27 protein-coding genes are annotated in these 25,514 nt (G+C 65.8%); 13 read left to right on the top strand and 14 right to left on the bottom strand.

Annotated features, from left to right (window positions below; all coding sequences use genetic code 11):
• Positions 1 to 33 precede the first annotated feature (33 nt).
• The gene (locus EEB18_RS14320) at positions 34 to 372 is read left to right on the top strand and encodes a PilZ domain-containing protein (RefSeq protein ID WP_056345908.1); all 339 of its coding nucleotides are present in this window, start codon (positions 34 to 36) and stop codon (positions 370 to 372) included.
• On the opposite strand, the gene EEB18_RS14315 is transcribed toward EEB18_RS14320, so the two are convergent.
• Positions 369 to 794 (bottom strand): EVE domain-containing protein, encoded by a 426-nt coding sequence (locus EEB18_RS14315; RefSeq protein WP_187141218.1) that lies wholly within the window; start codon positions 792 to 794, stop codon positions 369 to 371. The two genes, EEB18_RS14320 and EEB18_RS14315, sit on opposite strands and share 4 nt — an antisense overlap.
• A gap of 129 nt (positions 795 to 923) precedes the next feature.
• On the opposite strand from EEB18_RS14315, the gene EEB18_RS14310 reads away from it, so the two are divergent.
• Both EEB18_RS14310 and EEB18_RS14305 read left to right on the top strand, forming a co-directional pair.
• The gene (locus EEB18_RS14310) at positions 924 to 1,853 is read left to right on the top strand and encodes an isopenicillin N synthase family dioxygenase (protein WP_187141217.1); all 930 of its coding nucleotides are present in this window, start codon (positions 924 to 926) and stop codon (positions 1,851 to 1,853) included.
• A 17-nt stretch (positions 1,854 to 1,870) separates the two neighbouring features.
• Complete coding sequence (locus tag EEB18_RS14305) at positions 1,871 to 2,464, top strand: hypothetical protein (protein WP_187141216.1); 594 nt, start codon at positions 1,871 to 1,873, stop codon at positions 2,462 to 2,464.
• A gap of 32 nt (positions 2,465 to 2,496) precedes the next feature.
• Here the strand turns inward: EEB18_RS14305 and EEB18_RS14300 are convergent, their stop codons facing one another.
• The 4 genes from EEB18_RS14300 to EEB18_RS14285 are packed head-to-tail and all read right to left on the bottom strand — an operon-like array spanning position 2,497 to position 5,043.
• Positions 2,497 to 3,168, bottom strand: a complete 672-nt coding sequence (locus EEB18_RS14300) for a M50 family metallopeptidase (protein WP_187141215.1) — start codon at positions 3,166 to 3,168, stop codon at positions 2,497 to 2,499.
• Complete coding sequence (locus EEB18_RS14295; protein ID WP_187141214.1) at positions 3,169 to 3,573, bottom strand: ribose-phosphate pyrophosphokinase; 405 nt, start codon at positions 3,571 to 3,573, stop codon at positions 3,169 to 3,171.
• Positions 3,574 to 3,579: 6 nt separating this feature from the next.
• Positions 3,580 to 4,401 (bottom strand): DUF1295 domain-containing protein, encoded by an 822-nt coding sequence (locus EEB18_RS14290; protein ID WP_187141213.1) that lies wholly within the window; start codon positions 4,399 to 4,401, stop codon positions 3,580 to 3,582.
• A gap of 30 nt (positions 4,402 to 4,431) precedes the next feature.
• On the bottom strand, positions 4,432 to 5,043 hold the full coding sequence (locus EEB18_RS14285; RefSeq protein WP_187141212.1) for a lysophospholipid acyltransferase family protein: 612 nt from the start codon (positions 5,041 to 5,043) through the stop codon (positions 4,432 to 4,434).
• Positions 5,044 to 5,556: 513 nt separating this feature from the next.
• Here EEB18_RS14285 and EEB18_RS14280 point away from each other — a divergent pair.
• Both EEB18_RS14280 and EEB18_RS14275 read left to right on the top strand, forming a co-directional pair.
• On the top strand, positions 5,557 to 6,966 hold the full coding sequence (locus tag EEB18_RS14280) for a M20/M25/M40 family metallo-hydrolase (RefSeq protein WP_187141211.1): 1,410 nt from the start codon (positions 5,557 to 5,559) through the stop codon (positions 6,964 to 6,966).
• Positions 6,967 to 7,118: 152 nt separating this feature from the next.
• Positions 7,119 to 8,201, top strand: a complete 1,083-nt coding sequence (locus EEB18_RS14275) for a hypothetical protein (RefSeq protein WP_187669005.1) — start codon at positions 7,119 to 7,121, stop codon at positions 8,199 to 8,201.
• Between the two features lie 6 nt (positions 8,202 to 8,207).
• Here the strand turns inward: EEB18_RS14275 and EEB18_RS14270 are convergent, their stop codons facing one another.
• Both EEB18_RS14270 and EEB18_RS14265 read right to left on the bottom strand, forming a co-directional pair.
• Positions 8,208 to 9,026, bottom strand: a complete 819-nt coding sequence (locus EEB18_RS14270; protein WP_187141209.1) for a ferredoxin--NADP reductase — start codon at positions 9,024 to 9,026, stop codon at positions 8,208 to 8,210.
• Positions 9,026 to 9,484 carry a hypothetical protein gene (locus EEB18_RS14265; RefSeq protein WP_187141208.1) on the bottom strand — a complete coding sequence of 153 codons (459 nt, stop codon included), beginning with the start codon at positions 9,482 to 9,484 and terminating at the stop codon, positions 9,026 to 9,028. The genes EEB18_RS14270 and EEB18_RS14265 overlap by 1 nt, the downstream gene beginning before the upstream one ends.
• Before the next feature lie 150 nt (positions 9,485 to 9,634).
• Between EEB18_RS14265 and parC the strand changes: the two genes are divergently transcribed.
• A complete protein-coding gene (parC, locus tag EEB18_RS14260) occupies positions 9,635 to 11,935 on the top strand; it encodes a DNA topoisomerase IV subunit A (protein ID WP_187141207.1) in 2,301 nt (766 codons plus the stop codon).
• 89 nt (positions 11,936 to 12,024) lie between these two features.
• Complete coding sequence (locus EEB18_RS14255; RefSeq protein WP_235535608.1) at positions 12,025 to 13,704, top strand: putative bifunctional diguanylate cyclase/phosphodiesterase; 1,680 nt, start codon at positions 12,025 to 12,027, stop codon at positions 13,702 to 13,704.
• Here the strand turns inward: EEB18_RS14255 and EEB18_RS14250 are convergent.
• The 4 genes from EEB18_RS14250 to EEB18_RS14235 form a co-directional block, all read right to left on the bottom strand.
• Positions 13,677 to 14,885, bottom strand: coding sequence for a CCA tRNA nucleotidyltransferase (locus EEB18_RS14250; protein WP_187141206.1), 1,209 nt, complete (start codon positions 14,883 to 14,885; stop codon positions 13,677 to 13,679). The genes EEB18_RS14255 and EEB18_RS14250 overlap by 28 nt on opposite strands.
• Positions 14,882 to 15,466: a CoA pyrophosphatase gene (locus EEB18_RS14245; RefSeq protein WP_187141205.1), complete on the bottom strand. Its 585-nt coding sequence runs from the start codon at positions 15,464 to 15,466 to the stop codon at positions 14,882 to 14,884. The genes EEB18_RS14250 and EEB18_RS14245 overlap by 4 nt, the downstream gene beginning before the upstream one ends.
• Positions 15,466 to 16,050, bottom strand: a complete 585-nt coding sequence (locus EEB18_RS14240) for a DUF1285 domain-containing protein (RefSeq protein WP_187141204.1) — start codon at positions 16,048 to 16,050, stop codon at positions 15,466 to 15,468. Before EEB18_RS14240 ends, EEB18_RS14245 begins: the two co-directional genes overlap by 1 nt.
• A 351-nt stretch (positions 16,051 to 16,401) precedes the next feature.
• On the bottom strand, positions 16,402 to 16,905 hold the full coding sequence (locus EEB18_RS14235; protein ID WP_187141203.1) for a GNAT family N-acetyltransferase: 504 nt from the start codon (positions 16,903 to 16,905) through the stop codon (positions 16,402 to 16,404).
• A 90-nt stretch (positions 16,906 to 16,995) separates the two neighbouring features.
• On the opposite strand from EEB18_RS14235, the gene EEB18_RS14230 reads away from it, so the two are divergent.
• Complete coding sequence (locus tag EEB18_RS14230) at positions 16,996 to 17,379, top strand: dihydroneopterin aldolase (RefSeq protein WP_056345871.1); 384 nt, start codon at positions 16,996 to 16,998, stop codon at positions 17,377 to 17,379.
• Entirely contained in the window at positions 17,376 to 18,137 is a 762-nt protein-coding gene (locus EEB18_RS14225) for an SDR family oxidoreductase (protein WP_187141202.1), read from the top strand. Before EEB18_RS14230 ends, EEB18_RS14225 begins: the two co-directional genes overlap by 4 nt.
• A 130-nt stretch (positions 18,138 to 18,267) precedes the next feature.
• On the opposite strand, the gene EEB18_RS14220 is transcribed toward EEB18_RS14225, so the two are convergent.
• Entirely contained in the window at positions 18,268 to 19,707 is a 1,440-nt protein-coding gene (locus tag EEB18_RS14220) for an NAD-dependent succinate-semialdehyde dehydrogenase (protein WP_187141201.1), read from the bottom strand.
• A gap of 130 nt (positions 19,708 to 19,837) precedes the next feature.
• The gene (locus tag EEB18_RS14215) at positions 19,838 to 20,437 is read right to left on the bottom strand and encodes a TIGR02466 family protein (RefSeq protein WP_187141200.1); all 600 of its coding nucleotides are present in this window, start codon (positions 20,435 to 20,437) and stop codon (positions 19,838 to 19,840) included.
• A gap of 46 nt (positions 20,438 to 20,483) precedes the next feature.
• Between EEB18_RS14215 and EEB18_RS14210 the strand changes: the two genes are divergently transcribed.
• On the top strand, positions 20,484 to 21,404 hold the full coding sequence (locus EEB18_RS14210) for an SMP-30/gluconolactonase/LRE family protein (RefSeq protein ID WP_187141199.1): 921 nt from the start codon (positions 20,484 to 20,486) through the stop codon (positions 21,402 to 21,404).
• Between the two features lie 19 nt (positions 21,405 to 21,423).
• Positions 21,424 to 22,113 (top strand): VIT family protein, encoded by a 690-nt coding sequence (locus tag EEB18_RS14205; RefSeq protein ID WP_187141198.1) that lies wholly within the window; start codon positions 21,424 to 21,426, stop codon positions 22,111 to 22,113.
• Here EEB18_RS14205 and EEB18_RS14200 read toward each other — a convergent pair.
• Positions 22,110 to 22,493: a DUF488 domain-containing protein gene (locus EEB18_RS14200; protein ID WP_187141197.1), complete on the bottom strand. Its 384-nt coding sequence runs from the start codon at positions 22,491 to 22,493 to the stop codon at positions 22,110 to 22,112. The genes EEB18_RS14205 and EEB18_RS14200 overlap by 4 nt on opposite strands.
• A gap of 56 nt (positions 22,494 to 22,549) precedes the next feature.
• Here EEB18_RS14200 and EEB18_RS14195 point away from each other — a divergent pair, with 56 nt between their 5' ends.
• Both EEB18_RS14195 and EEB18_RS14190 read left to right on the top strand, forming a co-directional pair.
• Positions 22,550 to 23,659, top strand: coding sequence for a DUF2855 family protein (locus EEB18_RS14195; RefSeq protein WP_187141196.1), 1,110 nt, complete (start codon positions 22,550 to 22,552; stop codon positions 23,657 to 23,659).
• A 176-nt stretch (positions 23,660 to 23,835) separates the two neighbouring features.
• A complete protein-coding gene (locus EEB18_RS14190) occupies positions 23,836 to 25,455 on the top strand; it encodes a peroxidase family protein (protein ID WP_222943102.1) in 1,620 nt (539 codons plus the stop codon).
• The last annotated feature ends 59 nt before the right edge of the window (positions 25,456 to 25,514 follow it).

Genomic DNA, 25,514 nt, shown 5'->3' with positions numbered 1-25,514 from the left:
CGCCGCTCCACTTCAACGGGAACGCAGCCGACCGTGAAACACTCTGGTACATTCTCCACCAAGCCCGGCGCCCAAACCCGCGGCGCCGAGCGCGCGCAGGTCAAGGCGAACGCGCGGTTTCGCGAGGCGGGCTTCAACCCCTATGACGCCGAGCTGTTCGACCTGTCGTCGACCGGCTTTCGCATGAACACCTTCGCGCGACCGGCGATCGGCAAGCATATCTGGGTCAGCCTGCCCGGGCTGCAGCAACTCGAATGCATCGTCCGCCGCGTCGATGGCAATGAATATGGCTGCGAGTTCGTCAACCCGCTGCACCCGTCGGTCGCCGCGCACATGCAGACCAAGCTGCGCACGCCGCTGCCCCGGCTCTAGTCGCCGGGCTTTTCCGATTTTTTGAGGATATGCTTCCACTCGGCGGGCGTCACACGCCCGACCGACAGCCGTGACAGCCGGATCAGGTCCATGTCGGCGAGCTTGGGATCGGCCTTGATCGCCGCCAGCGTCACCGGATGCGCGAGCGGACGAACCGGCGCGACGCGCACGATCACCCACGGCGAGCCTTCCTCGGCGGTCGGATCGGGGGTCGCCTCCTCGACGATCTCCATGATCCCGACGCATTCCTTGCCGATATTGCTGTGATAGAAGAGCGCCTCGTCGCCGACCTTCATCGCCTTCATATTGAGCTTGGCGCTGTGGTTGCGCACCCCGTCCCACATGCCCTTGCCGTCCTTGACGAGCGTTTCCCACGCATAGGCGTCGGGTTCGGATTTCATCAGCCAATATTGCTTTGCCATGGCGGCGAGCTTAGCCGAGCGATGCGCGGGACGGAACCGCCTTTTTCCCTTTAACCTGTGCCGCGCAACGCCTAAATCGCATGGCATGACGCGCGCCCCGGCGCCGCCCCTTGATAGATGGATCGACCTATGACCGCCGCCGTACCCGTGATTTCCATGGCGCTTCCCGCCGACCGCTTCGCGCAGGATTTCGGCGCGTCCTTCGAACGCTTCGGCTTTGCGATGATCACCGATCATGGCATCGACCCCGATCTGATCGACGAGGCGTGGGACAAGGCGAAGCAATTCTTCGCGCTCGATGAGGATCAGAAGCGCGCCTATCATATCCCCGGCGGCGGCGGCGCGCGCGGCTACACCCCGTTCGGGACCGAGATCGCCAAGGGCGCGAAAGAGGTCGACCTCAAGGAATTCTGGCACGTCGGCCGCGACCTGCCCGCAGGCCACCGCCTCGCCGCGCAGCAGCCGAACAATGTCTGGCCCGCCGAGGTCGCGGGCTTCCGCACCGCCTATGACAAGCTCTTCGCCGAATTCGACCGCGTCGGCGCGCAGCTGCTCTCGGGCATCGCGCGCTATCTGAAGCTCGACCCCGCCTTCTTCGACGACACGGTGCAGGACGGCAACAGCGTGATGCGCCTGCTCCACTATCCGCCGGTTGAGGCCCCCGCCAAGGGCATCCGCGCCGAGGCGCATGAGGATATAAACACGATCACGCTGCTGCTCGGCGCCGAGGAAGCGGGGCTGGAAATCCTCGACAAGGACGGCAGCTGGCTCCCCGTCTCGCCCCCGCCGGGCGCGATGGCGGTCAATGTCGGCGACATGCTCCAGCGACTGACCAACAACAAGCTGCCCTCGACCACCCACCGCGTCCGCAACCCCGATGCGGGGCGGGCGAGCGTCGCGCGTTACTCGATGCCTTTCTTCCTCCACTTCCGGTCGGACTATCCGATCGAGACGCTGGAAAATTGCATCAGCGCGTCGCACCCGAACCTCTATCCGACGCCGATCACGGCGGATGAGTATCTGCAAGAGCGGCTGCGCGAAATCGGGTTGAAGAAATAGGCCCGGACGCGGCGGCAATGCACTGGAAAGACAAGGTCGGTGAGGCTGTGGTCGGCGGACTGGCGGGGCTCGCCATCGTCGTCGTCTTCCTGATCGCGCAGGCTATCCTTTACGGCGCAACGCCCGGCGACTGGCTCGCCTTCGCGGGCGCCATGATCGGTATCGGCGGAGCGACCGGCACCGCCATCTATGTCGCCGACCGCTCCCGCCGCACCGCCCGGCGCGACGACGTCAATTTACTGGGCGGTGCGATGCATGATCTCGACGCCACGCTCGCGAAGATCGCGCGCGGCGACGCGGGCGGGCCGGACAAGGCGAAGCAGAAGGACAGCATCGTCCTGCTGCTCACCCAGCTCGAATTCGGGCGCGAGGTTTTCGCCCATGCGCTCACGACCTCGCGGATCGACGACGTCGCGCTATGGCGGCACGTACGCCTCATCGAAAAAAGCATCGCCGATAACGCGAAGATGATCGCGCGCGAAACCGCGATCGTCAGCAAGAACGAGCCAACCGACGATATCCTCCGCATCTACCGTGAACATACGAAGGCTTTTGCAAACGAATTGCGGCCGCTGTTGCGCAGCGCAATCGAGCGCATCGATCGGCTCTGAGGCGCGCTGAGGCGCGGCACACGTCGCCACGATCACCGCCGCTTCCGGCGCAGCATCTTTGCGTGCGACAGGACTGTTTCGCCGTCACTGCCATTGAAAGGCAGAAGGTTCGACAGACCGATTCCCGCCGACAGGATCGCCAGAACCTCGGCAAAACGGTGGAGAAGCGCGCCGATCCACACGCATTTTTCCTGCCGCGCGACCTCGGCAAAGGCGCGCCGCATCGCGTCCTCGTCGGGCAGCCCGGCATAGCCCCCGCTGATCGCGATCATCGGATCGCGCGAGACGATGCAAGCGGCCGGGTCGGGGAGAAACAGCAGCGCCGTGCCCGCAACCAACGCCAGAAGCAAATTGGCGCCCGGCCCGGCCAGCGCGATCGCGAGGGCGCTCTTCGAGGAATGCTGGACCGGATGCGGCGAATAAGAGACGTAACCACCCACCTCCGCCTTGTGCGGTAAGCGGCGAAACGAGAGCCGCCTCTTGGGCACGTCATAATGGATGCCCATGACGCAGATGGTGCGCAGCGTTGCACCCCAGCGCACCACCGCCCAGGCATGGCCGAGTTCGTGGATCAGGATGACGAGGAAATTCAGGACGACGATCAGTGCTATAACCGCCCAAAGGTCGAGACGCAGTTCCCTAAGCCCGGCGAAGACGATGAAACTCAGGACCGACTGCACAAGATATGCGAGCTGTCTGATCACCTATCGCCCCGACCAATAATCGAACACCGCCTGCTGCTGCTCCTTTATGAAGCGCGCCGCCGCCGCGCCCTCCCACGGGCCGTGATAGCCGAGCAGCAGCGCCGTGCCGCCGACCCACCAGCCCTGCCCGGGCAGGCGGTCGCTTTCGCGCACGACCAGCACCGCCATGTCGGGCTGACCGTCCGCCGCGCACAACCGGTCGACCTCTTCGAGCGTGCGGCATACCGCGCGCATCTTGGGCCGGGTGAAACGAAAGCCAAGGTCGCCGAGCAGTTCGGAGTAGCTCACGCTGCGCCCTTCGCGCGCCGCTTCGGTCAGGATCGCGCGGATGCGCGGCGCATCGCCGAGCGCGCTTGCATCGGCGGGGACCGGTTGGTCGGCATCGAGGCCGGGATCAAGCGCCACGCTTTTTCACGACCCATGTTTTTTCGGCGGCCAGGGGATGAAGCCCGAGGTGCGCGCGACATAGGCGTCATAGCCCGGCCGCGTGTGCTTCATACCGCGTTCGAGCAGCGCCTTGCCCGACCATTTGGTCAGCGTGAAGGACAGGAACAACGGCCCGATCACGCTTGCCGCCGCGACCCACAGCGCCGCGTCGGCGGCGACGAGCCAGATGCCCCACCAAGTCAGCGCGTCGCCGAAATAATTGGGATGCCGCGTATAGCGCCACAGCCCGGTGTCGAGGATCTTGCCCTGATTGTCGGGGTTGCCGCGAAACCGGTCGAGCTGCCAGTCGCCGACGCTCTCGAATGCGATGCCGGTGAGCGCCGCCACGACCCCGATCCAGCCGATCACCCCGATCTGCGACGCCGGCGATGCCGCGCTTGCAAAAATGCCGATCTGCGCCGGCAGGCTGGTGACGAACAGCAGGGGCGCCTGGGTCAGGAAGACGCTGACCAGCGCGGTCGTTTCCCACCCCCAATGGCGCTTTTTCATGATCCCCGCGATGATCTTTTCGTAACGCGGGTCTTCGCCGCTCCGCCGCCAGCGGACGAACAGGTGGATCGCCAGACGCAGCCCCCACAGCGTCGTCAGCCCGAGCAGCAATTGCGCGCGCAGCCCTTCGTTGCCGACCTGGATCGCGGTGCCCCACGCGAGCAGCACCATGCCGAAAGCCCAAAAGGCATCAATGAAGGACACGTCGCGGATCGACAGCGCGATCAGCCACAGCACACCGATGACCAGGATCAGGCCGAAGAAATTGGTCGCCAACACGATTCCCACGCTCGTCATCGCCGTCTCCTGCCCCTGTTGCGTCCGGTCCTAATCCGCCCCCACGATATCGTCGATCGACTTGACCGCACGCTCCGGAAATTTCGGGATGCAGCTCTTATAGACCTCCAGCACCTTCATCATGTCGGCGCGAAAGTCGCCCGTCGGCCAGATCAGCGGCCCGAGGCCGCCGGTCTTGGTGCCATAATCCATCATGCCGACGACCATCGGCACCTTGGCCGCCATCGCGATCTGGTAGAATCCGGTGCGCCATTTCTTCGCCTTGCCGCGCGTCCCCTCGGGCGCGACCGTCAGCATGAATTCGGCGCGGCGCGCGAATTCATCGACCATCTGCTGCACCGCGTTGCTGGCATTGTGGCGATCGACCGGGATACCGCCCATCTGTTTCATGAAGCCCGCGAGCGGCCATTTGAACAGCGACAATTTGCCCATGAAATGCGCGCGGACCTTCAGGTCGGCGGTCAGGCCGAGGAAGTTGACGAAATCCCAGTTGCTGGTGTGCGGCGCGGCGATGATGATGAAACGCCGCGGTTCGGGCACCTCGCCGACCGCTTTCCAGCCGCGCATCCGGTACATCAGCAACAACAGACGCCGCACGGCGCGCGCCACGAGTCCGGGCGGATGATCCTCGATTTCGGTCACTTATGCTCCTCTTCCCTGAAGGCGGGGATGCGCGAAAGCGGAGTGCCGTGCAAGGGAAACAAGGGGATGGGCGACCATAGGCGCGACACCGGGATCGGCATGGAGCGGACGCAAAAATCCTCCCTGTGGCGAAGCCATGGGGAGGGGGACCGCTTGCGAAGCAAGTGGTGGAGGGGCCAGCGACGGTGCGTTATCGCCCCTCCGTCAGCGCTCCGCGCTGCCACCTCCCCATCGCTGCGCGACAGGGAGGATCAAGGACACGTCGCTGACGCCCCCCCAAAAAACCGCTTTCCTAATAAATCCCGCCATGATCTACCCTGTCGGATGACGGCGCCATCTGCCTCTTGCACCTTCGCACCCGGCTCCCCCAACGCACCACCGCTTAAAGCGACAAAGGAGACATTCCGGACGCGTGTGTGCGTATACTTTGTCTCCTTAAGGCCCGGGCGGCCCGCCAATCGGCCTTGCGGGGCTTCGCGCTTTCTGCTCCCTTCGCATGCGAAGGGAATTTCGATGATCAAGAAAATCTGGCTGCCGGTCCTGTCGGCGCTCGCGCTCTCGACGCCCGCCGCGGCGCAAGAGGCGCGCCCGGACCAGCTCGCCTTTCGCGAGATTTTCAAGGAGCTGATCGAAACCAACACGACGCTGTCGTCGGGCAGTTGCACCCTCGCCGCCGAGCGCATGGCGACAAGGATGAAGGCGGCGGGTTTTCCGGGCGACCAGCTCACCCTTTTCGCCACCCCCGAACATCCGAAGGAAGGCGGCCTCGTCGCCGTCTATCCGGGGACCTCGAAAACCGCGAAGCCGATCCTGGTGATGGCGCACATCGACGTGGTCGAGGCGAAGCGCGAGGATTGGGAGCGCGACCCCTTCACCCTGTTCGAGGAGAATGGCTATTTCTATGGCCGCGGCACGCTCGACGTGAAGTCGCAGGCCGCGGTGTGGGTCGACATGCTGATGCGCTTCCAGCAGGCGGGCTATAAGCCCAAACGCACGATCAAGATGGCGCTGACTTGCGGCGAGGAAAGCAATGGTGCGTTCAACGGGGTCGAGTGGCTCGCCGCCAACAAGCGCGACCTGATCGACGCCGAATTCGCGCTCAACGAAGGCGGCGGCGGCGACAGCGACGGCAAGGGCCGGGTGATCGGCCAGTCGGTGCAGGTCGGCGAAAAGACCTTCGCCAACTTCCGCCTCGAAACGCGCAACCCCGGCGGGCACAGCTCGGCGCCGGTGCCCGCCAATGCGATCTACGAACTCGCCCGCGCGCTGACCAGGATTGAAGAGCATAACTTTCCGGTCGAGATGACCGACGTCACGCGGCGCTATTTTGCCGAGGCCGGCGCCGTTCGCGGCGACGACACCGGCCGGGCGATGGTGGCGCTGGCGAAAGATCCGGCCGACAGGGCGGCCGAGGCGATCGTCAACAAGGACCCGTTCCTGCACAGCAACCTGCGCACCACCTGCGTCGCGACCTTGCTCGACGGTGGTCACGCCCCCAACGCACTGCCGCAGCGGGCGGGCGCGAACATCAACTGCCGCATCTTTCCCGGGCACAGTATCGAATCGATCAAGGACGAACTGGCGAAGGTCATCGGCGACCCCGGCGTCGCCATAACCCAGTTGCCGCCCAAGCGCCCCGCACCGCCCGCGCCGCCGCTCGACCCAAAGGTCATCGGCCCGATGGAAAGGCTGGTCGCCAAATATTGGCCGGGGCTGAAGGTGATCCCGTCGATGGCGAACGGCTATACCGACGCGACCTTCCTCGGCGCGGCGGGCATCCCGACCTATGGCATCCCCGGCATCTGGGGCGATCCCGACGGCAACGGCGTCCACGGCCTCAACGAACGGATCGAGGTGAAATCGCTCTATGTCGGGCGCGACTATATGGTCGATCTGGTGAAGGCCTACGCGGACAAGCCTTGAATCCCGCAAGATATGCTTGTCCACAAACTTGCCGGCCGAGCGATACCAAAGGCGACTTTTAACATTCGAACGATGTGATACTCATTTCCAGGGTCGGTCATGTGGGGGTGATTCGGATGGTTAAAGGGGCGATATTTTGCGCGGTCACGCTGATGGCGTCGCTGACCGTCACAGATGCCGAGGCGATGCAGTCCGGGCAGGAGTGCCGCGTGTCGAGTATTGTCGAGGGCGGCAAGGCGAAAAAGACGACGCTGTGCAAGGATGCGTCGGGACAATGGGTCGCGCGGATGCCCGCGGCGGGCAGTTCGATCGACCCGAATTTCCGCGGCAAGGTCGTCTATGAAGGATCGCTCGAAGGCGTCGAATATCCGAAGCAACGCAACAACCGGCGGGGCGATGTCCTGGGCAATCTGCTTGGCGATGCGCTCAAGCTGAACGGCAAGCCCTATCACGGGACGATCCGCTATGAACTTGAGTTCGACAGCAACCTCGTCAGCGGTACCTGGCGAATGAGCGACGGGCGACGCTCCGCCAACGGCACGGTTTCGGGCACGCGGACGGGCGACCGATGCCAGCTTGTCGACGAAGTGAACGGCACCAGCGTCGGCATCTGCAACGCGGCGTCCCTCGAACTCGCGGGAAAAAGCGCGCCGGGAGCCGCTCAGAAATGGGAATCGAACTCAACGGGTGCCGCGATCGAAATTGTCGATTATGTCGTCCGCGACCGCGAAATGGCCGCGCGCCGCGCCGAAGAGCAGGCTTTGGCCGAACAGAACCGGCTTGCGCAAATTGCCGAGCGCAAGCGATTGAAAGCGGCCTTGCCGCGCGGCGCCGAGGCACGTTATCAGCCGATCCTGGAAAGCGCGGTCAGCGAGGATTCACGCCATTGGGCGATGAACAAATATCGCGGCGGCTCGGTCGATCTGGTCGACACCGAACTCGACAAGCCGACCGGCAAGATGTTCGTCAAAGCCTATTTCAGCTACGCCGACGGTCGTGAAAGCATGGTCGGCGCGATCATGAACGGCAACAAGGTCGAATGTCTGCAATTCGCCGACGAGGGCCGGTGCCGGGGAATTGGCGGGGGCAGCGGCCCCGCGTTGATGGGCGCGCTGATCCAGGGCCTGATGACCCCGCCGGGGGGCGGATCGGGCAGCGGCTATGGCTCCGACGCCGATTATCAGCGGTACGAAACGAATTGCCGTTCGGAGGGCAAGACCCCCGGCAACTGCTGACGCGCCTTAGCCGACGAACGCGCGTTCGATCACGAAATCGCCCGGCGCGGCGTTCGAGCCTTCCCTGAAGCCCAGCGCTTCGAAGCGCGCCTGTAGGTCGCGGATCATCGCCATGCTGCCGCACATCATGATGCGGTCGCTGGACGGGTCGAACGCCGCCGGTCCGGTCAGCGGATGGCTGAACAGCGCGCCATCGTCGATCAGCGCGTCGATGCGCCCCGTGGTACGGAACGGCTCGCGCGTCACCGTCGGCAGATAATGGAATTGCAGCAACGCCTGATCCTGCACCAGCGGATCGCCGGCGAGCTGGCTTTCGAGGTCGTCGCGGAACGCGAGGTCGCCGACCTGACGCACGCAATGGACCAACACGATCTCGTTGAACCGCTCATAAATGTCGGGATCGCGCGCGAGGCTGAGGAAGGGGGCGAGGCCGGTGCCGGTCGACAGCAGGAACAGGCGGCGACCGGGGGTCAGCGCGTCGGCGACCAGCGTGCCCGTCGGCTTGCGCCCGAGATAGACGGGGTCGCCGGGCCGGATCGACTGGAGGCGCGAGGTCAGCGGGCCGTCCGGCACCTTGATCGACAGGAATTCCAGTTCGTCGGCCCAGGCGGGACTGGCGATCGAGTAAGCGCGCAGCAGCGGCCGCCCCTCGCCACCCGGCAGGCCGATCATCACGAACTCGCCCGAACGGAAACGAAAGCTCGACGGGCGGGTGATCGTGAAGCTGAACAGGTGGTCGTTCCAATGGCGGACGCTGCGCACCGCTTCGACGGTCAGCGAGGCGGAGGGGGCCAGCTTGGCCGCGGCGGCGATACGGTCGCTCATCACTTGGATTCCTGATGTGTCTTGGGGGGTGGGGCGGAAAGCGGCGACAGGTCGAAACCCGCCGCACCGAGCGCGGCGACCGCGCTGGTCATGGCCCTGGCGATCGGCGCGGCAACATCGGGCGCGACCAGCAACGTCAAAGTGACGCGCAGCCGCACCGCGTCACCACGCGCGGCGTCGCGCCACAGCCCGATGAGAATGGCCTCATCCTCAGCAATCCGGCCGCAGGCCATCGGCGCGAGCGTCAGGCCTGCGCGTCCGTCGCTCGCCAGCATAGCCATCGCGACGTGGAAATCGGGCAGCGCCATTCTGGCATTCATCCCCGAAAAACCGCGGTGCAGTGCGCGTGGCGGGCATTTGCCCCGCTCCGCCGCCCCGACCCAGCCGCGCATCGCCCACAACAGGAAGCGGCCGCCGTTGCACAGGCTGTCCACGGGGCGGTCGACAAAGGCGTACATAAACTCTCCGGCGCTGGCGATGCACCGGCTCTATATGGTATTGCGAGTCATTTGCAATAAACTTCTTCTACGCGGCACCTTCGCCAACATCCGCCCGCCATCAACACCCCCTTTGCCTTGTGGCGCCAGCCTTGCTATCGCGCCGCGACCATGGCGAATTCGACCGACGATCCCGATAGCAACGCACCCGTTCCCGGAATGACTGACACGCCCTTCGACAGCGCGCTGTCGGAGCGCTACCTCGTCTATGCGTTGTCGACGATCACCGCGCGCTCGCTGCCCGACCTGCGCGACGGGCTGAAGCCCGTCCACCGCCGGCTGCTGTGGGCGATGCGCGCGATGCGGCTCGACCCGTCGCAGGGCTACAAGAAATCGGCGCGCGTCGTCGGCGACGTCATCGGCAAATTCCATCCGCACGGCGACACCGCGGTCTATGACGCGATGGTCCGCCTCGCGCAGGATTTCTCGCTGCGCTATCCGCTCGTCGACGGCCAGGGCAATTTCGGCAATATCGACGGCGATAATGCCGCGGCCTATCGTTACACCGAAGCGCGGCTGACCCGCGTCGCCGTCGACCTGATGCAGGGCCTCGACGAGGGCACCGTCGATTTCAAGCCGACCTATAATGGCGAAGATGAAGAGCCCGAGATCATGCCGGGGCTGTTCCCGAACCTGCTCGCCAATGGCGCGAGCGGGATCGCGGTCGGCATGGCGACGAACATCCCGCCGCACAACGCAGCCGAGGTGATCGACGCGGCGCTGGTGCTGATCGAGAACCCGCGCGCCGAGCTGACCGAACTGCTCGACCATGTGAAGGGCCCCGACTTCCCGACCGGCGGCATCGTCGTCGACAGCCCCGAAACGATCGCGCAGGCCTATGCCACCGGCCGCGGCGGTTTTCGCGTCCGCGCCCGCTTTTCGACCGGTAAGGCCGAGAGCGGCTGGGAACACACGGGGATCGAGAAACAGGCGGGCGGCACCTGGCAGCTCGTCATCAGCGAAATTCCCTATGGCGTCGCCAAGGGCAAGCTGATCGAGCAGATCGCGCAGCTGATCGCCGACAAGAAGCTGCCGATCCTCGAGGACGTCCGCGACGAAAGTGCCGAGGACCTGCGCATCGTCCTCGTCCCCAAGAGCCGCAACGTCGACCCCGATGTGCTGAAGGAAAGCCTGTACCGGCTGACCGATCTCGAAAGCCGCTTCGCGCTCAACCTCAACGTGCTCGACGCGACGCGCACGCCCAAGGTGATGGGGCTGCACCAACTGCTCACCGAATGGCTGCAGCACCAGATCGTCGTGCTCGTCCGCCGCGCGCAGCATCGCATCGCGAAGATCGACGACCGGCTCGAACTGGTCGCGGGCTACATCATCGCCTTTTTGAACCTCGACCGGATCATCGAGATCATCCGCACCGAGGACGAGCCCAAGCCGGTGATGATCGCCGAATTCATCCTGACCGACCGGCAGGCCGAGGCGATCCTCAACATGCGGCTGCGTTCGCTGCGCCGCCTTGAGGAAATGGAGCTGAAACGCGAACAGGCGGATTTGACCGCCGAGCGCGAGGAGCTGACGAAGCTGGTCGAGAGTCCGGCGCGGCAGAAGACGCGGCTGCGCAAGGACCTGGAGAAATTGCGCGCCGTCTATGGCCTCGACACCCTGCTCGGCGCGCGGCGCACGACGATCGCCGAGGCGGCGCCGGCGCGCGATATCCCGCTCGACGCGATGATCGAGAAGGAACCGGTGACAGTCATCCTGTCGAAGCGCGGCTGGATCCGCGCCCAGCGCGCGCATGTCGCGGCCGACCAGTGGGGCGAGTTCAAGTTCAAGGAAGGCGACGAACTCGCCTTTGCGGTCCATGCGCAGACCACCGACAAATTGCTGATCGCGGCGAGCGACGGGCGTTTCTATACCATCGGCGCCGACAAATTGCCCGGCGGGCGCGGCTTCGGCGAGCCGCTGCGGCTGATGGTCGATATCGATCCCGACGCGCGCATCGTCGCGCTGATCCCGGCGAGCGCCGACGGCCGGCTGCTGCTCGCCTCGACCAGCGGGCACGGTTTCGTCGCGCAAATGGGCGAGATCATCGCCGAGACGCGCAAGGGCCGAAACGTCGTCAACCTCAAACCCAAGGCGCAACTCGGCGTCGTGCGGCCGATCGGCGCGGGTGACGACAGCGTCGCGGTGGTCGGCGAGAACCGCAAGCTCGTCGTCTTCCCGCTCGCCGAAGTGCCGGTGATGGCGCGCGGCCAGGGCGTGATGCTGCAACGCTATCGCGACGGCGGGCTGTCCGACGCGGTCGCCTTTGCCTTTGCCGACGGTTTGAGCTGGGCGATGGGCGGCGATACGGGGCGCACGCGCACCGAAACCGACCTGGCGCCGTGGCGGGTAGCGCGCGGCGCGGCGGGGCGGATGCCGCCCACCGGCTTCCCACGGAACAATCGTTTCGGCTGATCGCTTTTCGATGTAGCCGTAAATAGCTTCTTTACCCCCCGCCCCATAGTGTTTGAGCAATGGGGAAAGGTCGCACAAAACCCTCTTTTATGCCTATCGATCGAACCGGCGAGGACCGGCCCCTTCTGTTCGTCGGCTGGATCGACGCATTACCGGTGCCGGCGGCGCTGATCCGGCCGCTCGCGCGCGGCAATTTTCGCCTGCACGCGAGCAACGCCGCCTTCGACCGACTCGCCCTCTCACCCGCCGGTGCGAACGCGCCGATCGAGTTGCGCCGCGCGATCGAACGCGCCGAACAGGCCCCTGATGATACGCAGGAATTTTCCTGCCAGCTGGGCGAGGGCCCGGCGGCGCGCGACCTGCGTGGATCGATCGGGCCGCTGTCGGAAGAATGCGGCGACGACAATCTGTTCCTGCTGACGCTGATCGACCGCACCCAGGAAATGATGACCGAGCGCAATCTGCGCCGCGAGCTGGTGTCGGACAGCCTGACCGGCCTGCCCAACCGCGCCGGATTCGAGGAACTGGTCGAACAGCGAATCGCCGCCGATGGCGAATCGGACCATGCCATCCTGCTGCTGGACCTGGCGCGGTTCAGCCGCATCAACGAACATATCGGGCCGCTGGCGGGCGACGAACTGATCATCACCGTCGCACGTCGGCTGAAGTCGAGCCTGCGCAGCGGCGACATATTGGCGCGCACCGGCGGCGACGAATTCGCCATCTCGTCGCGCATCGCGGGCGGCCGCGCCGATGTGCGCGAGATCGCGCGCCGCATTCGCGGCTGTTTCGATCACCCGTTTCGCATCGGCGAGCTGAAGGTCAGCGTCGACTGCGCGCTCGGCTGCACGATTCAGCCCGCGGCGGACACCGATGTCGCCGACCAGATCCGCCACGCCCAGATCGCCCTGAAGCGCGCCAAGCAGACCGACCGCATCGAGATTTACGAGCCCGAGGCGGCGATGCTGTCCGACAATCGGTTCGGCCTGGAAACCGCCTTGCGCAGTGCGATCGAGGAGGATCGGCTCCACCTCGCCTTCCAGCCGCTGATCGAGCTGGCAACGGGCAAGGTTTCGGGGTTCGAGGCGCTCGCGCGCTGGGACAATGCCGGCAGCCGTTCGATATCGCCGACCGAATTCATCCCCATCGCCGAGGATTCGGGGCTGATCGTCCCGCTCGGCCAATGGGCGATCGCCAAGGCGGCAAGCACCATCGCCGAATGGGATGCCAAGAATGGCGGCGCGCCGGTCGATTGCTATTTTTCCGTCAATGTCTCGGCGATCCAGCTGGTGCGCGACGATGTCGCCGCGGCGGTGCGCCAGGCCCTGGCGTCCAACGGGATCGGCGGCGAGCGGCTGATGATCGAGCTGACCGAAAGCGCGATCATCGGCGATCCCGACCTCGCGCTGTCGGTCCTGAGCGAACTCAAGGCGCTGTCGACGCGCGTCGCGATGGACGATTTCGGCACCGGCTATTCGAACCTCGCTTATCTCCAGCGATTGCCGCTCGACGTGCTCAAGATCGACCGCAGCTTCGTCGAGCATATGGTCGAGGACCGCGACAAAGTCGCCATCGTCCGCACGATCCAGAGCCTGGCCGAAGCGCTGGGCATGAAGACGACCGCCGAAGGAGTCGAGACCGCCGACCAGGCGCGGCTGCTGTCGGCGCTCGGTTGCGATTTCGGGCAGGGCTTCCTGTTCGCGCACCCGATGGTCGCCGACACCGCCTTCGATTATTGGCGTCAGTCGCTAACGCGCCCGATCTTCTGATCGAGCAACGCGGCGACGCGCGCCGCATCGGGGAAATCCTCGGCGACCCATGCCGCTTCGACCGCTTTCAACAGCGCCGCGACTTCGGGTCCGACGGTGACACCCCGCGCGACGATCTCGCCGCCCTTGAGCGGGAGGGTCGGAACGGTCCAGCCCGCCAGCGATTGTGCGGCATCCGCCGCCTCGTCGGATCCCGCGGCAAGCAGATAAGCGTCGGTCGCAGCTTCGATGCCGATCTTGTGCGCAAGCTGGCGCGGGGGCGGCAGCGCGGCAGCGCGATGCGCGGCGAGCGCGGAGAGATGTTTCCGCTGGCGCGACGAGAGGCGGAGTCGGCTCGCGACATCCTCGGCGGTCGGTGCGTCCGGCGGGAGCAAGGCGGAAAGGCGGCGGAATGCCGAAGGGGCCGCGCCGGCAGTGGCTTCATTGGCGAGCAGGCGGTCGAGCGTCGCGGCGAAATCGGGAGCGAGTTCGGGCAGGATCACCCCGAACATGCCGTCGGCCGCCATCTGGCCGACGATGGCGCGCGGATCGGGGAGGCCCAATATCTTGGTGAGTTCGTCGGCGACGCGTTCGCGCGACAGGCTTTTCAGCGACTGGCGCGCGGCGATCACCGCCGCATGGCTGTCGGGGTCGAGTTCGCCCTGTCCGAAGCGCGCCGCGAAGCGGTAGAAGCGCAATATCCGCAAATGATCCTCGGCGATGCGCGTGGCGGCGTCGCCGATGAAGCGGATGCGTCCCGCGTCGAGGTCGGCCAGACCGCCGAAATAATCGTCGACCGCACCGGTCAGCGGGTCGGCATAGAGCGCATTGATCGTGAAATCGCGCCGCGCCGCATCGTCCCGCCAGTCGTCGGCGAAGGCGACCGTCGCGCGGCGGCCGTCGGTCGCGACGTCGCGGCGCAGCGTCGTGATCTCGTGCCGTTCGTGGCTGGCGATCGCGGTGACGGTGCCGTGCGCAATGCCAGTGGGCACGACCTTGATCCCCGCCTTTTCGAGCCGCTGCATGACCTGGTCGGGCATCAGCGGGGTCGCAAGGTCGATGTCGGCGACGGGCAGGCCGAGCAGCGTGTCGCGCACCGCGCCGCCGACGAGCTTCACCGCGCCGCCGCGCGCGACCAGCGCGGTCACGATGCGCCGCAGCCCCTCGCCATGGCGCCATTCGGCGTCGGGCAGCACGGTCATCGGTGCCAGTCCGCCGGCATCCGCCGCGCGAGGTTGATGATGATGCCCGCCGTCACGCCCCAGATCCGCCGTCCCTGCCACATCATGTCATAATAATGCCGATCATGGCCCTGCCAATGCGCATGGTGGAGCGCGTAATTTTCGGGGTCGAACAGGATATCGATCGGCACCTCGAACCAGTCCTCGACCTCGTCGGGATTGGGATCGAGCGGCAGGTCGGGCGGGATTACGCCGAGCACCGGGGTGATATGATAACCGCTGCCCGACCGATAGGCGTCGCAGGTGCCAGCGATCGTCACGTCGCGTCGGTTGAGTCCGATTTCCTCCTCTGCTTCGCGCAGCGCAGCGTCGACCGCGTCGACGTCGCCGGGATCGATCTTGCCGCCCGGAAAGGCGACCTGCCCCGCGTGGCTGCGCAGCCATTGCGGGCGCTGGGTCAGGATGATGCCGGGTTCGGGGCGGTCGGTGAAGGCAATGAGCACCGCGGCATCGCGCAGCGTCGGCGTACCGAGATAGGTTTCGTCCTCATCCTCGCCGGGGAGCAGATTGTCGAGCGCGGCGCGCAGCTTGTCGGAGAGCATCAGGCGGCCACCAGCGCGAAGCGCGCGCCATTCGACCAGATCGCGGGTGGATCGTCGCCCTCGACGAGCGCGAGGTCGGCGATCTCATAATAAAGCGCGCGATCGACGCGTGCTTCGAGGCCATTGCCGAGGGCGCCGCGAACGTGGAGGCGCGGGTCGGGATTGTCGGGGTCGGTGCCGAAGCTCAAGGGATGGTCGGGACCCGCCATCACCAGGTCGTCGGTGTCGAGGCGGAAGACCAGCTTGCGGTCCTTGCCAGCGCCTTCGCTCTTCATCTCGACCGCGCGGAAGGGCATGTCCTCGACCGCGATGACGAGCTTTTCGGCGGGCGTGACGAGGACGTGGCTGCCGTCGGGTTCGCGGCGCAGGATCGTCGAGAAAAGCCTGATCATCGCGGGGCGGTTGATGCGTCCGCCCTCATGATACCAGCTGCCGTCGGTGCGGATTTCCATCGCGCTGTCGCCGCTGCGCTCGGGGTGCCATTGCTCGACCGGCGGCAATTTGCGCGCCGCGAGCAGTTCGGCCGCCTCGGTCAGCGACAGCTGCGCGAAATCCTTGGGGAGCGATGGCGCGGGGGTTACCATGGCGCCCCAACCTTCGCGGGAAAAAGCGGCGAAAAACCGCGCAACTTCATTCGCGATGCGCGTTCGGGATAGCGAAGGGCCGACAGGAGCACCGGCACGAAAACCCCGGAAAACTGCGCAACTTCATTCACGATGCGCGTTCCGGGGCGATCTCCCGCAAAAGACGTCAGGGGCCGACCGCGTTTCACCGCCATGGTCCCCGGCTTTCGCCGGCGAGCCGCGCGAAGCCGATTCAGAGAAATGGCGGAAAACTGCGCAACTTCATTCGCAAATCGCGGTCGAGAGGGGAGGCAGGGAATCATCGAAAAAACGCTAAGCGAGCGGGATAATGTAGGACAGCGTTTTTTGCGCCTAGCGCGGGCCGATCATCCCTGCGCCGGTCGGCAGGCCGTGCCCGTTCACCGCGCGCGCGAGCAGGCGACGCTTTTCATAGGGGCCTGGCAAATCCCACGCCCCGGTCGCATCGGCGGTGAAGCCGAAGAAGCGGCCGTAATATTCGGGGTCGCCGATCATCATCAGTCCGCTGTCGGCTTCGGTCTCCGCCGCCTCCAGCATATGGGCCATCAGCGTACGGCCATGACCGGTGCGCTGGAGGTCGGGGCGCACCGCGACGGGGCCGACCATGACGAGCGGGGTCGCGGCGCCAACGGCGTCGACATGCGCGACGGGCCAGCACTGGATCGTGCCGACCAGCGCGCCATCCTCGACCGCCGCGAAGCTCAAAGCCGGCACCGCATCCATGCCCTGACGGATGCGATAGGCGGTTCGTCCAAAGCGGTCCGCCCCGAATGCGGCGTCGAGGATATCCTCGACCGCCGACGGTGCAATATCCGACAATGGAAGTAACTCGACCAACGTGCGCCCTTTCGCTAATGCGGCGGCGCTTTAGGGTCCGGGGTCGGCGATGGAAAGCCGAATGTCGCCCCGGCCGAACAGGAATTTCTTGTGACCGATACATTGTGGCTGGAGGTGGACGGGCTGACCGTCCAGGTGCTGACCGGCATTTATTCCGAAGAAACCCATTTGCCGCAGCCGCTGCGTATTTCGGTGCGCGCCAAGCTGGCGATGGCCGATCATTATGATCCGACGACGCCGCTCAGCCGGTCGAAGAACTATATGCACCTGAAATTCGCGGCGACCGAGGGGCTGCCCAAGGATGTGCATTTCGTGCTGATCGAAAGCGTCGCCGACCATATCATCGACACCCTGTTCCTGCAGGACGACAAGGTCGAGGCGGTCGAGGTCAAGATCGTCAAGCTGGCGATCGCCGAGGAAGGCGAACAGATCGGCATCACGATGCGGCGAACCCGGCCGGGTTTGGGCAAATGACGCAAAAGCTGGCGCTGGTGACGGGTGGCATCCACCGCGTCGGCGCCGCGATTTCGGCGCGGCTGGCGCGTGAAGGCTATGCGCTGGCGCTGCACAAGCGCACCGCTGCGGAGGCCGACCCGGTGCTGGCCGAGGCGCTGACCGAGACGGGAGCGGTGAGCCACCGCTTCGCCGCCGACCTGTCCGATCCGGCTGCGGTCGATGCGCTGGTGCCGGCGGTGATCGAGAAATTCGGCCGCGCGCCCGACCTGCTGGTCAACAATGCGGCGCATTTCGCCGAGGGCGAATGGACCGACCTGTCGGCGGCGGCGCTCGCCGCGATGATGCAGGTCAATCTGTCCGCGCCGGTGATGCTCGCCAAGGCGCTCGTCGCCGCGAGCGAAGGGCGGCGCCCCGCGATCGTCAACATCGTCGACCAGCGCGTCGTCCACCCGGTGCCCGACCAGATCGCGTACAGCCTGTCGAAATCGGCCTTGTGGCAGGCGACGGCGACGCTGGCGGTCGCGTTCGGCGGCCGCGCACGCGTCAACGCGGTGGCGCCGGGACTGACGATGGCGACCGGCGATTATTCGGCGCCGCAGGTCGAGCGGCTCGGCAAACGCATGCCGCTCGGCGCGCTGCCGACGCCGGGGCAGATTGCCGATGCGGTGATGTATCTTGCGCGCGCCGAGGCGGTGACGGGGCAGACGATCTTCGTCGACGGCGGCGCGCATCTGGCGCCGATGGCGCGCGATTTTGTCGCACTGGAGCGGGATTGATATCCCCTATGTCGTCATCCCGGACTTGATCCGGGATCCCGCTTTTTGACGGCATCGACCGGTTTCGATCTCAAGCGGGACCCCGGATCAAGTCCGGGGTGACGATGAAGAGGAACGCTGCCAATCCCGCTCAATAAATATGCACCGCCTTGGTGACCAGATAGCCATCAAGCCCTTCGGGGCCGCTCTCGCTGCCGAAGCCCGATTGCTTGATGCCGCCGAACGGCATGTCGAGGGTCGAGATGACGAAGCTGTTCACCCCGACCATGCCGCTTTCGATGCTGTCGACGATGCGGTTGATGCGGCGGCCATTTTCAGTGAAGGCGAAGGCGGCAAGGCCGAAGGGCAGCCGGTTCGCCTGCTCCAGCGCCTCTTCCTCGGTTCCGAACGGGCGGATCAATGCCATCGGGCCAAAAGGTTCGATGTTCATTGCATCGGCCTCGACCGGGACGTCGGCGATCGCGGTCGGCTGGAAGAAATAGCCGTTGCCGGTCGCCTCGCCGCCGGCGATGACGCGCGCGCCCTTCGCCCTGGCGTCGGCGACCAAAGCCTCCAGCGCGGGCACGCGGCGCGCGTTGGCGAGCGGGCCCATTTGCGTATCGGCGTCGAGACCGCTGCCGATCTTCACCTTCGCGGTGCGCTCGGCGAAACCCTTGACGAAGGCGTCGTAAATGCCCTGCTGGACATAGAAGCGCGTCGGCGAAATGCACACCTGTCCGGCGTTGCGGAATTTCTGCCACACGACCTTGTCGAGCGTCGCCTCGAGATCGCAATCGTCGAAGATCAGCACCGGCGCGTGGCCGCCGAGTTCCATGGTGATACGCTGAACATTGTCCGCGGCAAGCTTCATCAGATGTTTTCCGACCGCGGTCGAACCGGTGAAGCTGACCTTGCGGATCACGGGGCTGGCCAGCAGGTGCCGGCTGATCATGTCGGGATCGCCATAAACGAGCTGGACGGCATCGCCGGGGATGCCGGCATCGATCAGGCAGCGCATGATCGCGCTGGTGCAGCCCGGGGTTTCCTCGGGCGCCTTGGCGATCACGACGCAACCCGCGGCGAGCGCGGGGGCGATCTTCTTGACCATCAGATTGACCGGGAAATTCCACGGGCTGAAACCCGCGACGGGGCCGATCGGATGCCTGGTAACCATCGCGCGCTGTCCGGCCGGACGCTGCAGCACGCGGCCTTCGATGCGCTTGCCCTGTTCGGCGAAATAGGCGAGCAGCCCCGCCGCCGACAGCACTTCGCCCCGCGCCTCGGCGATCGGCTTGCCCTGTTCGAGCGTCAGCAGTGTGGCGATATGGTCGACGCGTTCGCGGATGATCCCGGCCGCCTTGTGCATCAGCGCGGCGCGCTCGTCGGGGGTCTTGGCGCGCCAGCTCGGCCAGCCGCGGTCGGCGGCGGCGAGCGCTTCGTCGAGGTCGGCGGCGGTCGCCACCGGCAGCTCGGCGATCGTGCCCGCGGTCGCGGGGTTATAGACCGGCCGCGCTTCGCGCCCCTCGCCGCTTCGCCAGGCACCGGCAATGAAAAGCTGAAGGTCGGCGTCGTAGGTGGCGGTGTCGGTCATGGGGGACTTTCTAACTATTCCGTTCGCATCGAGCGAAGTCGAGATGCCTCTCGCGCTGCGCCGGCGTGTCTCGACTTCGCTCGACACGAACGGGATGGGGGTTGGTCAGATGCGCCCCATATAGGCCGCCTCAGCGATAGTTAAAGCTGATGCTGATGCGTTCGCCCTTGCCCGTGTGCGGCATGACCTCGTGGCGCAGCCAGCTTTCCCACAGGAAGACGCGCCCCGCCGCCGGTTCGGCGTAGACGAAGGGCAACAGATGCTCGGGCGCATCGTCGGTGCGGCCGGGGGCGGCCATCAGCATCGCGAGACGCGGATCCTCGAGCTTGAGCGCGCCCGATCCCGGCGGGACCGCGACGTAAAAGGTCCCCGACACGATGCTGTGCGGGTGGATATGGCCGCTGTGGGTGCCGCCGGGTTTCAGGATATTGACCCACAGGCTGTCGAGTTTGAGCGGCTTGGCGAGGTCGAAATGCGCCGCTTTGGCGAAGGCTTTGACCTCCTTGTCGAGCAGTTTTTTCAGGTCATGAAAAGCCGGATCGCGCTCGGGCAGGTCGCCGAGGCTCGCGTAGCTGGTGTAGCCCCTATAGCCATGGTCGCGGCTCCAGCGCCGCCCCGCGCCGTCCTCTTCGGCGAACAGCCGGCTGCTTCCCTCCAGCTCTTCGAGCAGGTCCGCCGAACCGATGTCGGCTTCGTAGAAAATACTGGCGAAGAGCGAACGAACGGGCATGATGCGCGCAAAGCACAGCAGCAAAGCACACGCAAGGGAGACGAGGATGGCCGAGTTTGAATTGATCGCGAGCGGATTGCGCTTTCCCGAGGCGCCGGTCGTGATGGACGACGGCAGCGTCATCGTCGTCGAGATCGAGCGCGGATGCATCACGCGCTGCTGGCCCGGCGACAGGAAGGAAGTGATCGCAACCCCCGGCGGCGGTCCCAACGGCCTCGCGATCGGTCCCGATGGCAAGCTATATTGCTGCAACAACGGCGGCTTCAACTATGTCGAATCGAACGGCTATCTGGCGCCGCACGGCATCGCGAGCGACTATTCGGGCGGCCGGATCGAACGCATCGACATCGACACCGGCGCGGTCGAGATATTGTACAAATCGGGCGACAACGGGGTCGTGCTGCGCGGCCCCAACGACATCATGTTCGATGCGCATGGCGGCTTCTGGTTCACCGACCATGGCAAGATCGATTACAGCAAGCGGAGCCACGACATCGTCGGCATCTTTTACGCCAAGGCCGACGGCAGCTTTATCGAAGAGGTCATCTTCCCGTCGAACAACCCCAATGGCGTCGGCCTGTCGCCCGACGGCAGCATACTCTATGCTGCCGAAACCTACACCTGCCGCCTGATGAAGTTCAACATCGTCGCGCCGGGCAAGGTCGCCGCCGACGCGGGGCCGGGCGGCCCCGGCATCCCGCTCTATCGCCCCGCCGGCTATAAATTCTTCGACAGCCTCGCGATGGAGGCGTCGGGCAACATCTGCGTAGCGACGATCGGCGAATGCGGGATTTCGGTGGTGTCGCCGGCGGGCGAGCTGGTCGAATTCGTCGCGACCGACGACATTTTCACCACCAATATTGCGTTCGGCGGACCCGACCGGCAGGATGCCTATCTGACGCTGTCGGGCAGCGGACGGCTGGTGAAGACCCGCTGGGCGCGGCCGGGGCTGCAGCTGCAATATTAGGGCCAGAAGCGGGAAACGCATGCACGAGGAAACCCACGCGGTCACGCGGATCGGCTGGCTGCGCGCCGCGATCCTCGGTGCCAATGACGGGATAGTGTCGACCGCCAGCCTGATCGCCGGGGTCGCGGCGGCGGGCGCCTCGGCCTCGTCGATCCTCGTCACCGGCACCGCGGGGCTCGTCGCGGGCGCGATGTCGATGGCGGCGGGCGAATATGTGTCGGTGAGTTCGCAGGGCGATGCCGAGAAAGCCGACGTCGAGCTCGAAAAGCGCCACCTTGCCGCCGATCCCGAGTTCGAGCTGGAGGAGTTGACGCAAATCTACGAGCAGCGCGGTCTCGACCGCGCGCTCGCGCAACAGGTCGCGGCGCAACTGACCGCGCACGACGCGCTCGACACGCATCTGCGCGACGAACTCGGCATGTCGCGCGAGATGGCGGCGCGGCCGATCCAGGCGGCGGCCGCCTCCGCCGCGAGCTTTACCGTCGGCGCCGCGCTGCCGCTGGCGACCGTATTTTTCGACCGCGGCGCATCGCTTCCGTGGACTGTCTCGGCGGCGTCACTGCTCTTCCTCGCGCTGCTCGGCGCATTGGGCGCCCGGGCGGGCAATGCGCCGATGCTGCGCCCGGTGGTCCGCGTCACCTTCTGGGGCGCGATGGCGATGGCGGCGACGATCGCGATCGGGTCGCTGTTCGGCGCGGTGGCGGCCTAACGCGCGAGCAGCCACTCGCGCAGCGCGACCGCATTGTTCCGCTCCTCGCTCTTCGCGGCATAGAGCAATGTCACGGGACCCGCCTTCGCGGCGGCATCGAGGGTGAACAGCGCCGCTTTCACCGCCTCGTCGTCGCCGTCGAGCTCGGCAAAATAGCCATGGCGGAACGCATCCCACGCCTCATCCGAATCGGCGGTCGCATGATGAAAGCGTTCGCGCAGATCGTCGCTGGGCGACAGCGGCTTCAGCCAGGCGGCGAGCGCGGCCTTCTCCTTCGACACCCCGCGCGGCCACAGCCGATCGACGAGGAAGCGGAGGCCGTCGCCCGGCCCGACCGGTTCGTAAATGCGTTTCACCGCGATTGTCAGGGGCGCTGTCATCTGTATGACTATCGACCATCCCGCGTTCGCGGGCAAGCAGCCGGAGGGGTCCGCACATGAATGAAACCGGATGGGCGATCGACATCGATCGCGACGATATTGCGCGTGCCGCGCTTGTGGCCGATCCGACCGCACCGCTGGCGCCGGGACAGGTCCGCGTGCGCGTCGACAGCTATGCGATGACCGCGAACAACATCACCTATGCGGTGTTCGGCAAGCCCGCCGGGCTGTTCGGCAACGACCAGGGCTATTGGGATTTCTTTGCCGAGCGAGACACGCCGGGCCGCCTGCCGGTGTGGGGATTCGCGACCGTCACCGAGAGCGCCGCCGACGGCATCGCGGTCGGCGAGACTTTCTATGGCTATTATCCGATGGCGAGCCATGCCGTGCTCAATGTCGGCAACGCCGGTCCCGGCGGCTTCACCGACGTGACGCCGCGCCGCACCACCCTGCCCCCGATCTATAACCAGTATCAGCGGATCGGCGCGCTGCCAGACTATCGCGCCGCGGACCATGATTATTGGCCGGTGTTCCGCCCGCTGTTCCTGACCGGCTGGTTGATCGCCGACCAGTTCGAGGATGAGGGCGACTATGGCGTGCAGCAGATCCTGATCGCGAGCGCGTCGAGCAAGACCGCGATCGGCCTCGGCTTTTCGCTCGCGCAGCGCGGCGGGCATCGCCCCGAAACGATCGGGCTGACCAGCGCCGCCAATGTCGACGCTCTCGCCGCGCAAGGCATCTACGACCGCGTGATCAGCTATGACCAGATCATGACGCTCAACGCCGCGACGCCCGCCGCGCTCGTCGACATGGCGGGCAATGGCGCGGTGACGCGCGTCGTGCACAGCCATTTCGGCGGCCAGTTGCAGGCGTCGATCATCGTCGGCAAGTCGCACTGGGACGCGCAGGCCGATGTCGAGGGGCTGCCCGGCCCCGAACGCCAGGGATTCTTCGCCCCCGGCCGCAGCCAGAAACGCATCGCCGACTGGGGCGGTCCGGCGTTCGGGCGGAAGATCGCCGAAGCCTGGCTGGCGTTCATGGACGTCGCACCGCGACTCGCGACGATCGACAAGCGCCACGGCGGCGAAGCGGCGCTTGCCGCCTATCGCGAAATGCTGTCGGGCGACGCCGACCCGAAGGCGGGCATCCTGGTCTTGCCCGCCTGATCCGATCCGCGGCTCCGCCCGTCGATTGGCGGTGCGGGGCCGCCGCTTTTCGTGTATGAAAAGGCCCCCGCCGTCGCGGGGCCAGAACAGAAACGCCGGTCGCTGCAACGGGCGTCTTTCGAAATTCGTCGCTCGCCAAGTCCGAACAATCCCGATCATGGGGGATGGAGGGCGACATGGGTAGTTTTCTCGAAGATCTGGCGCTGAAGGCGATCACCGCGGTGGCCGGCCGCAGCGGAGTCAATGAATTCCTGATCGACAAGCTGGTCGACGGCGCGCGCAACCGCCCGCATCCGTGGAGCACGCGCTATGATTATATCTGCTGGGACGGGCTGACCGACCGCAGTTACAATGCGCGGCTGCTGCCGGCGAACCGTTATCCCGATGCCGAAGCGATGCGCAGCCGGCGACCGCCCGAAAACAGCGTCGCGGCGCTGTTCGCTCCCGGCCCGCAAGGCCAGCGCCCCTGCGCCAAATCGACCTGCCTGTTTCCGGCCTTTGCCCAATATCTGACCGACGGCTTTATCCGCACCCAGTTGTCGAACGACGACGCGCTGACCAACCGGCGGCGCACGACGAGCAATCACGAGATCGACCTGAGCGCGCTCTATGGCCGTACCCGGCGCCAGACCGATGTGTTGCGGCTGCGCAGCGAAACCGCGGGGCACAAGGGCCGGCTCAAGACCCAGACGGTCGGCGGCGAGGAGTGGCCGCCCTTCCTCTATCGCGACGACGGCAGCATCGACCCGCATTTCCTGGCCGACGACGGCAGCCAGATTCTCGACCCGCCGCTCGGACTCGATCATGCCACGCCCGAAGGGAAAAAATCGCTGTTCGCGGTGGGCGGCGACCGCGCCAATGCCTCGCCGCAGGTGACGATGGTCAACACGCTGTTCCTGCGCGAACATAACCGGCTGGCGGCGATGCTCGACGCACAGAACCCCGGCTGGGACGACGAGCGCGTGTTCCAGATCGCGCGCAACATCCTGATCTTCATGTTCATCAAGATCGTGGTCGAGGAATATATCAACCACATCAACACATCGGCCTTCCGCTTTCGCGCCGATCCGGAGGTCGCGTGGGAAGCCGACTGGAATCGCCCCAATTGGATGACCGCCGAGTTCAGCCTGCTCTATCGCTGGCATTCGCTGGTGCCCGAAAACCTCGTCTGGGACGGCGCGACGCTGCCGGGTGCCGGCCTGTTGCTCGACAACCGGCTGGTGCTGCGCGACGGGCTGGCGACCTCGTTCGCCGAGATTTCGGCGAACAACGCCATGCAGATCGGGCTCCACAATTCGGCGAGCTTCCTGATCCGGGCCGAGACCAAGGCGGTCGAACAGGCACGCGTAAACCATATCGACGGCTATAACGCCTATCGCGCCGCGATGGGGCTCGACCGGGCCGAAAGCTTTCGCGACATCGTCGGCAAGAGCAAGAATGCCGCCGAGGATGCGCGCCGCAAGGCCCTCGCGAGCGAGCTGGAGGCGCTTTACGGGACGCCCGACAATGTCGAATTCTATGTCGGCCTGTTCGCCGAGCCGGTGGGTCACAATGGCCCGCTGCCCGACCTGATCCTGGCGATGGTGGCGATGGACGCCTTTTCGCAGGCGCTGACCAACCCGCTGCTCAGCCGCCATGTCTATGGCGATCCGGCGAACCGCGAACTGGCCTTTACCGCCAAGGGACTCGAAGCGATCGAGGCGACCCGCACGCTGCGCGACATATTGACGCGCAACGCCCGCGGGCTCGGCGAGCGCTTCGTCGGAATGACGCGGCGCGACTGGCGGCGCGACTGAGGCGAGCGATCGGCGAATGGCGGTTTGACGCGGCGGGCAAATTTCGCTCTAGCCGCGCC

Source organism: Sphingopyxis sp. OPL5 (genome assembly GCF_003797775.2).
GTDB lineage: Bacteria > Pseudomonadota > Alphaproteobacteria > Sphingomonadales > Sphingomonadaceae > Sphingopyxis.
Note: the sequence above shows the minus strand (reverse complement) of the source record. Positions and strands in the feature narration are given on the sequence as shown.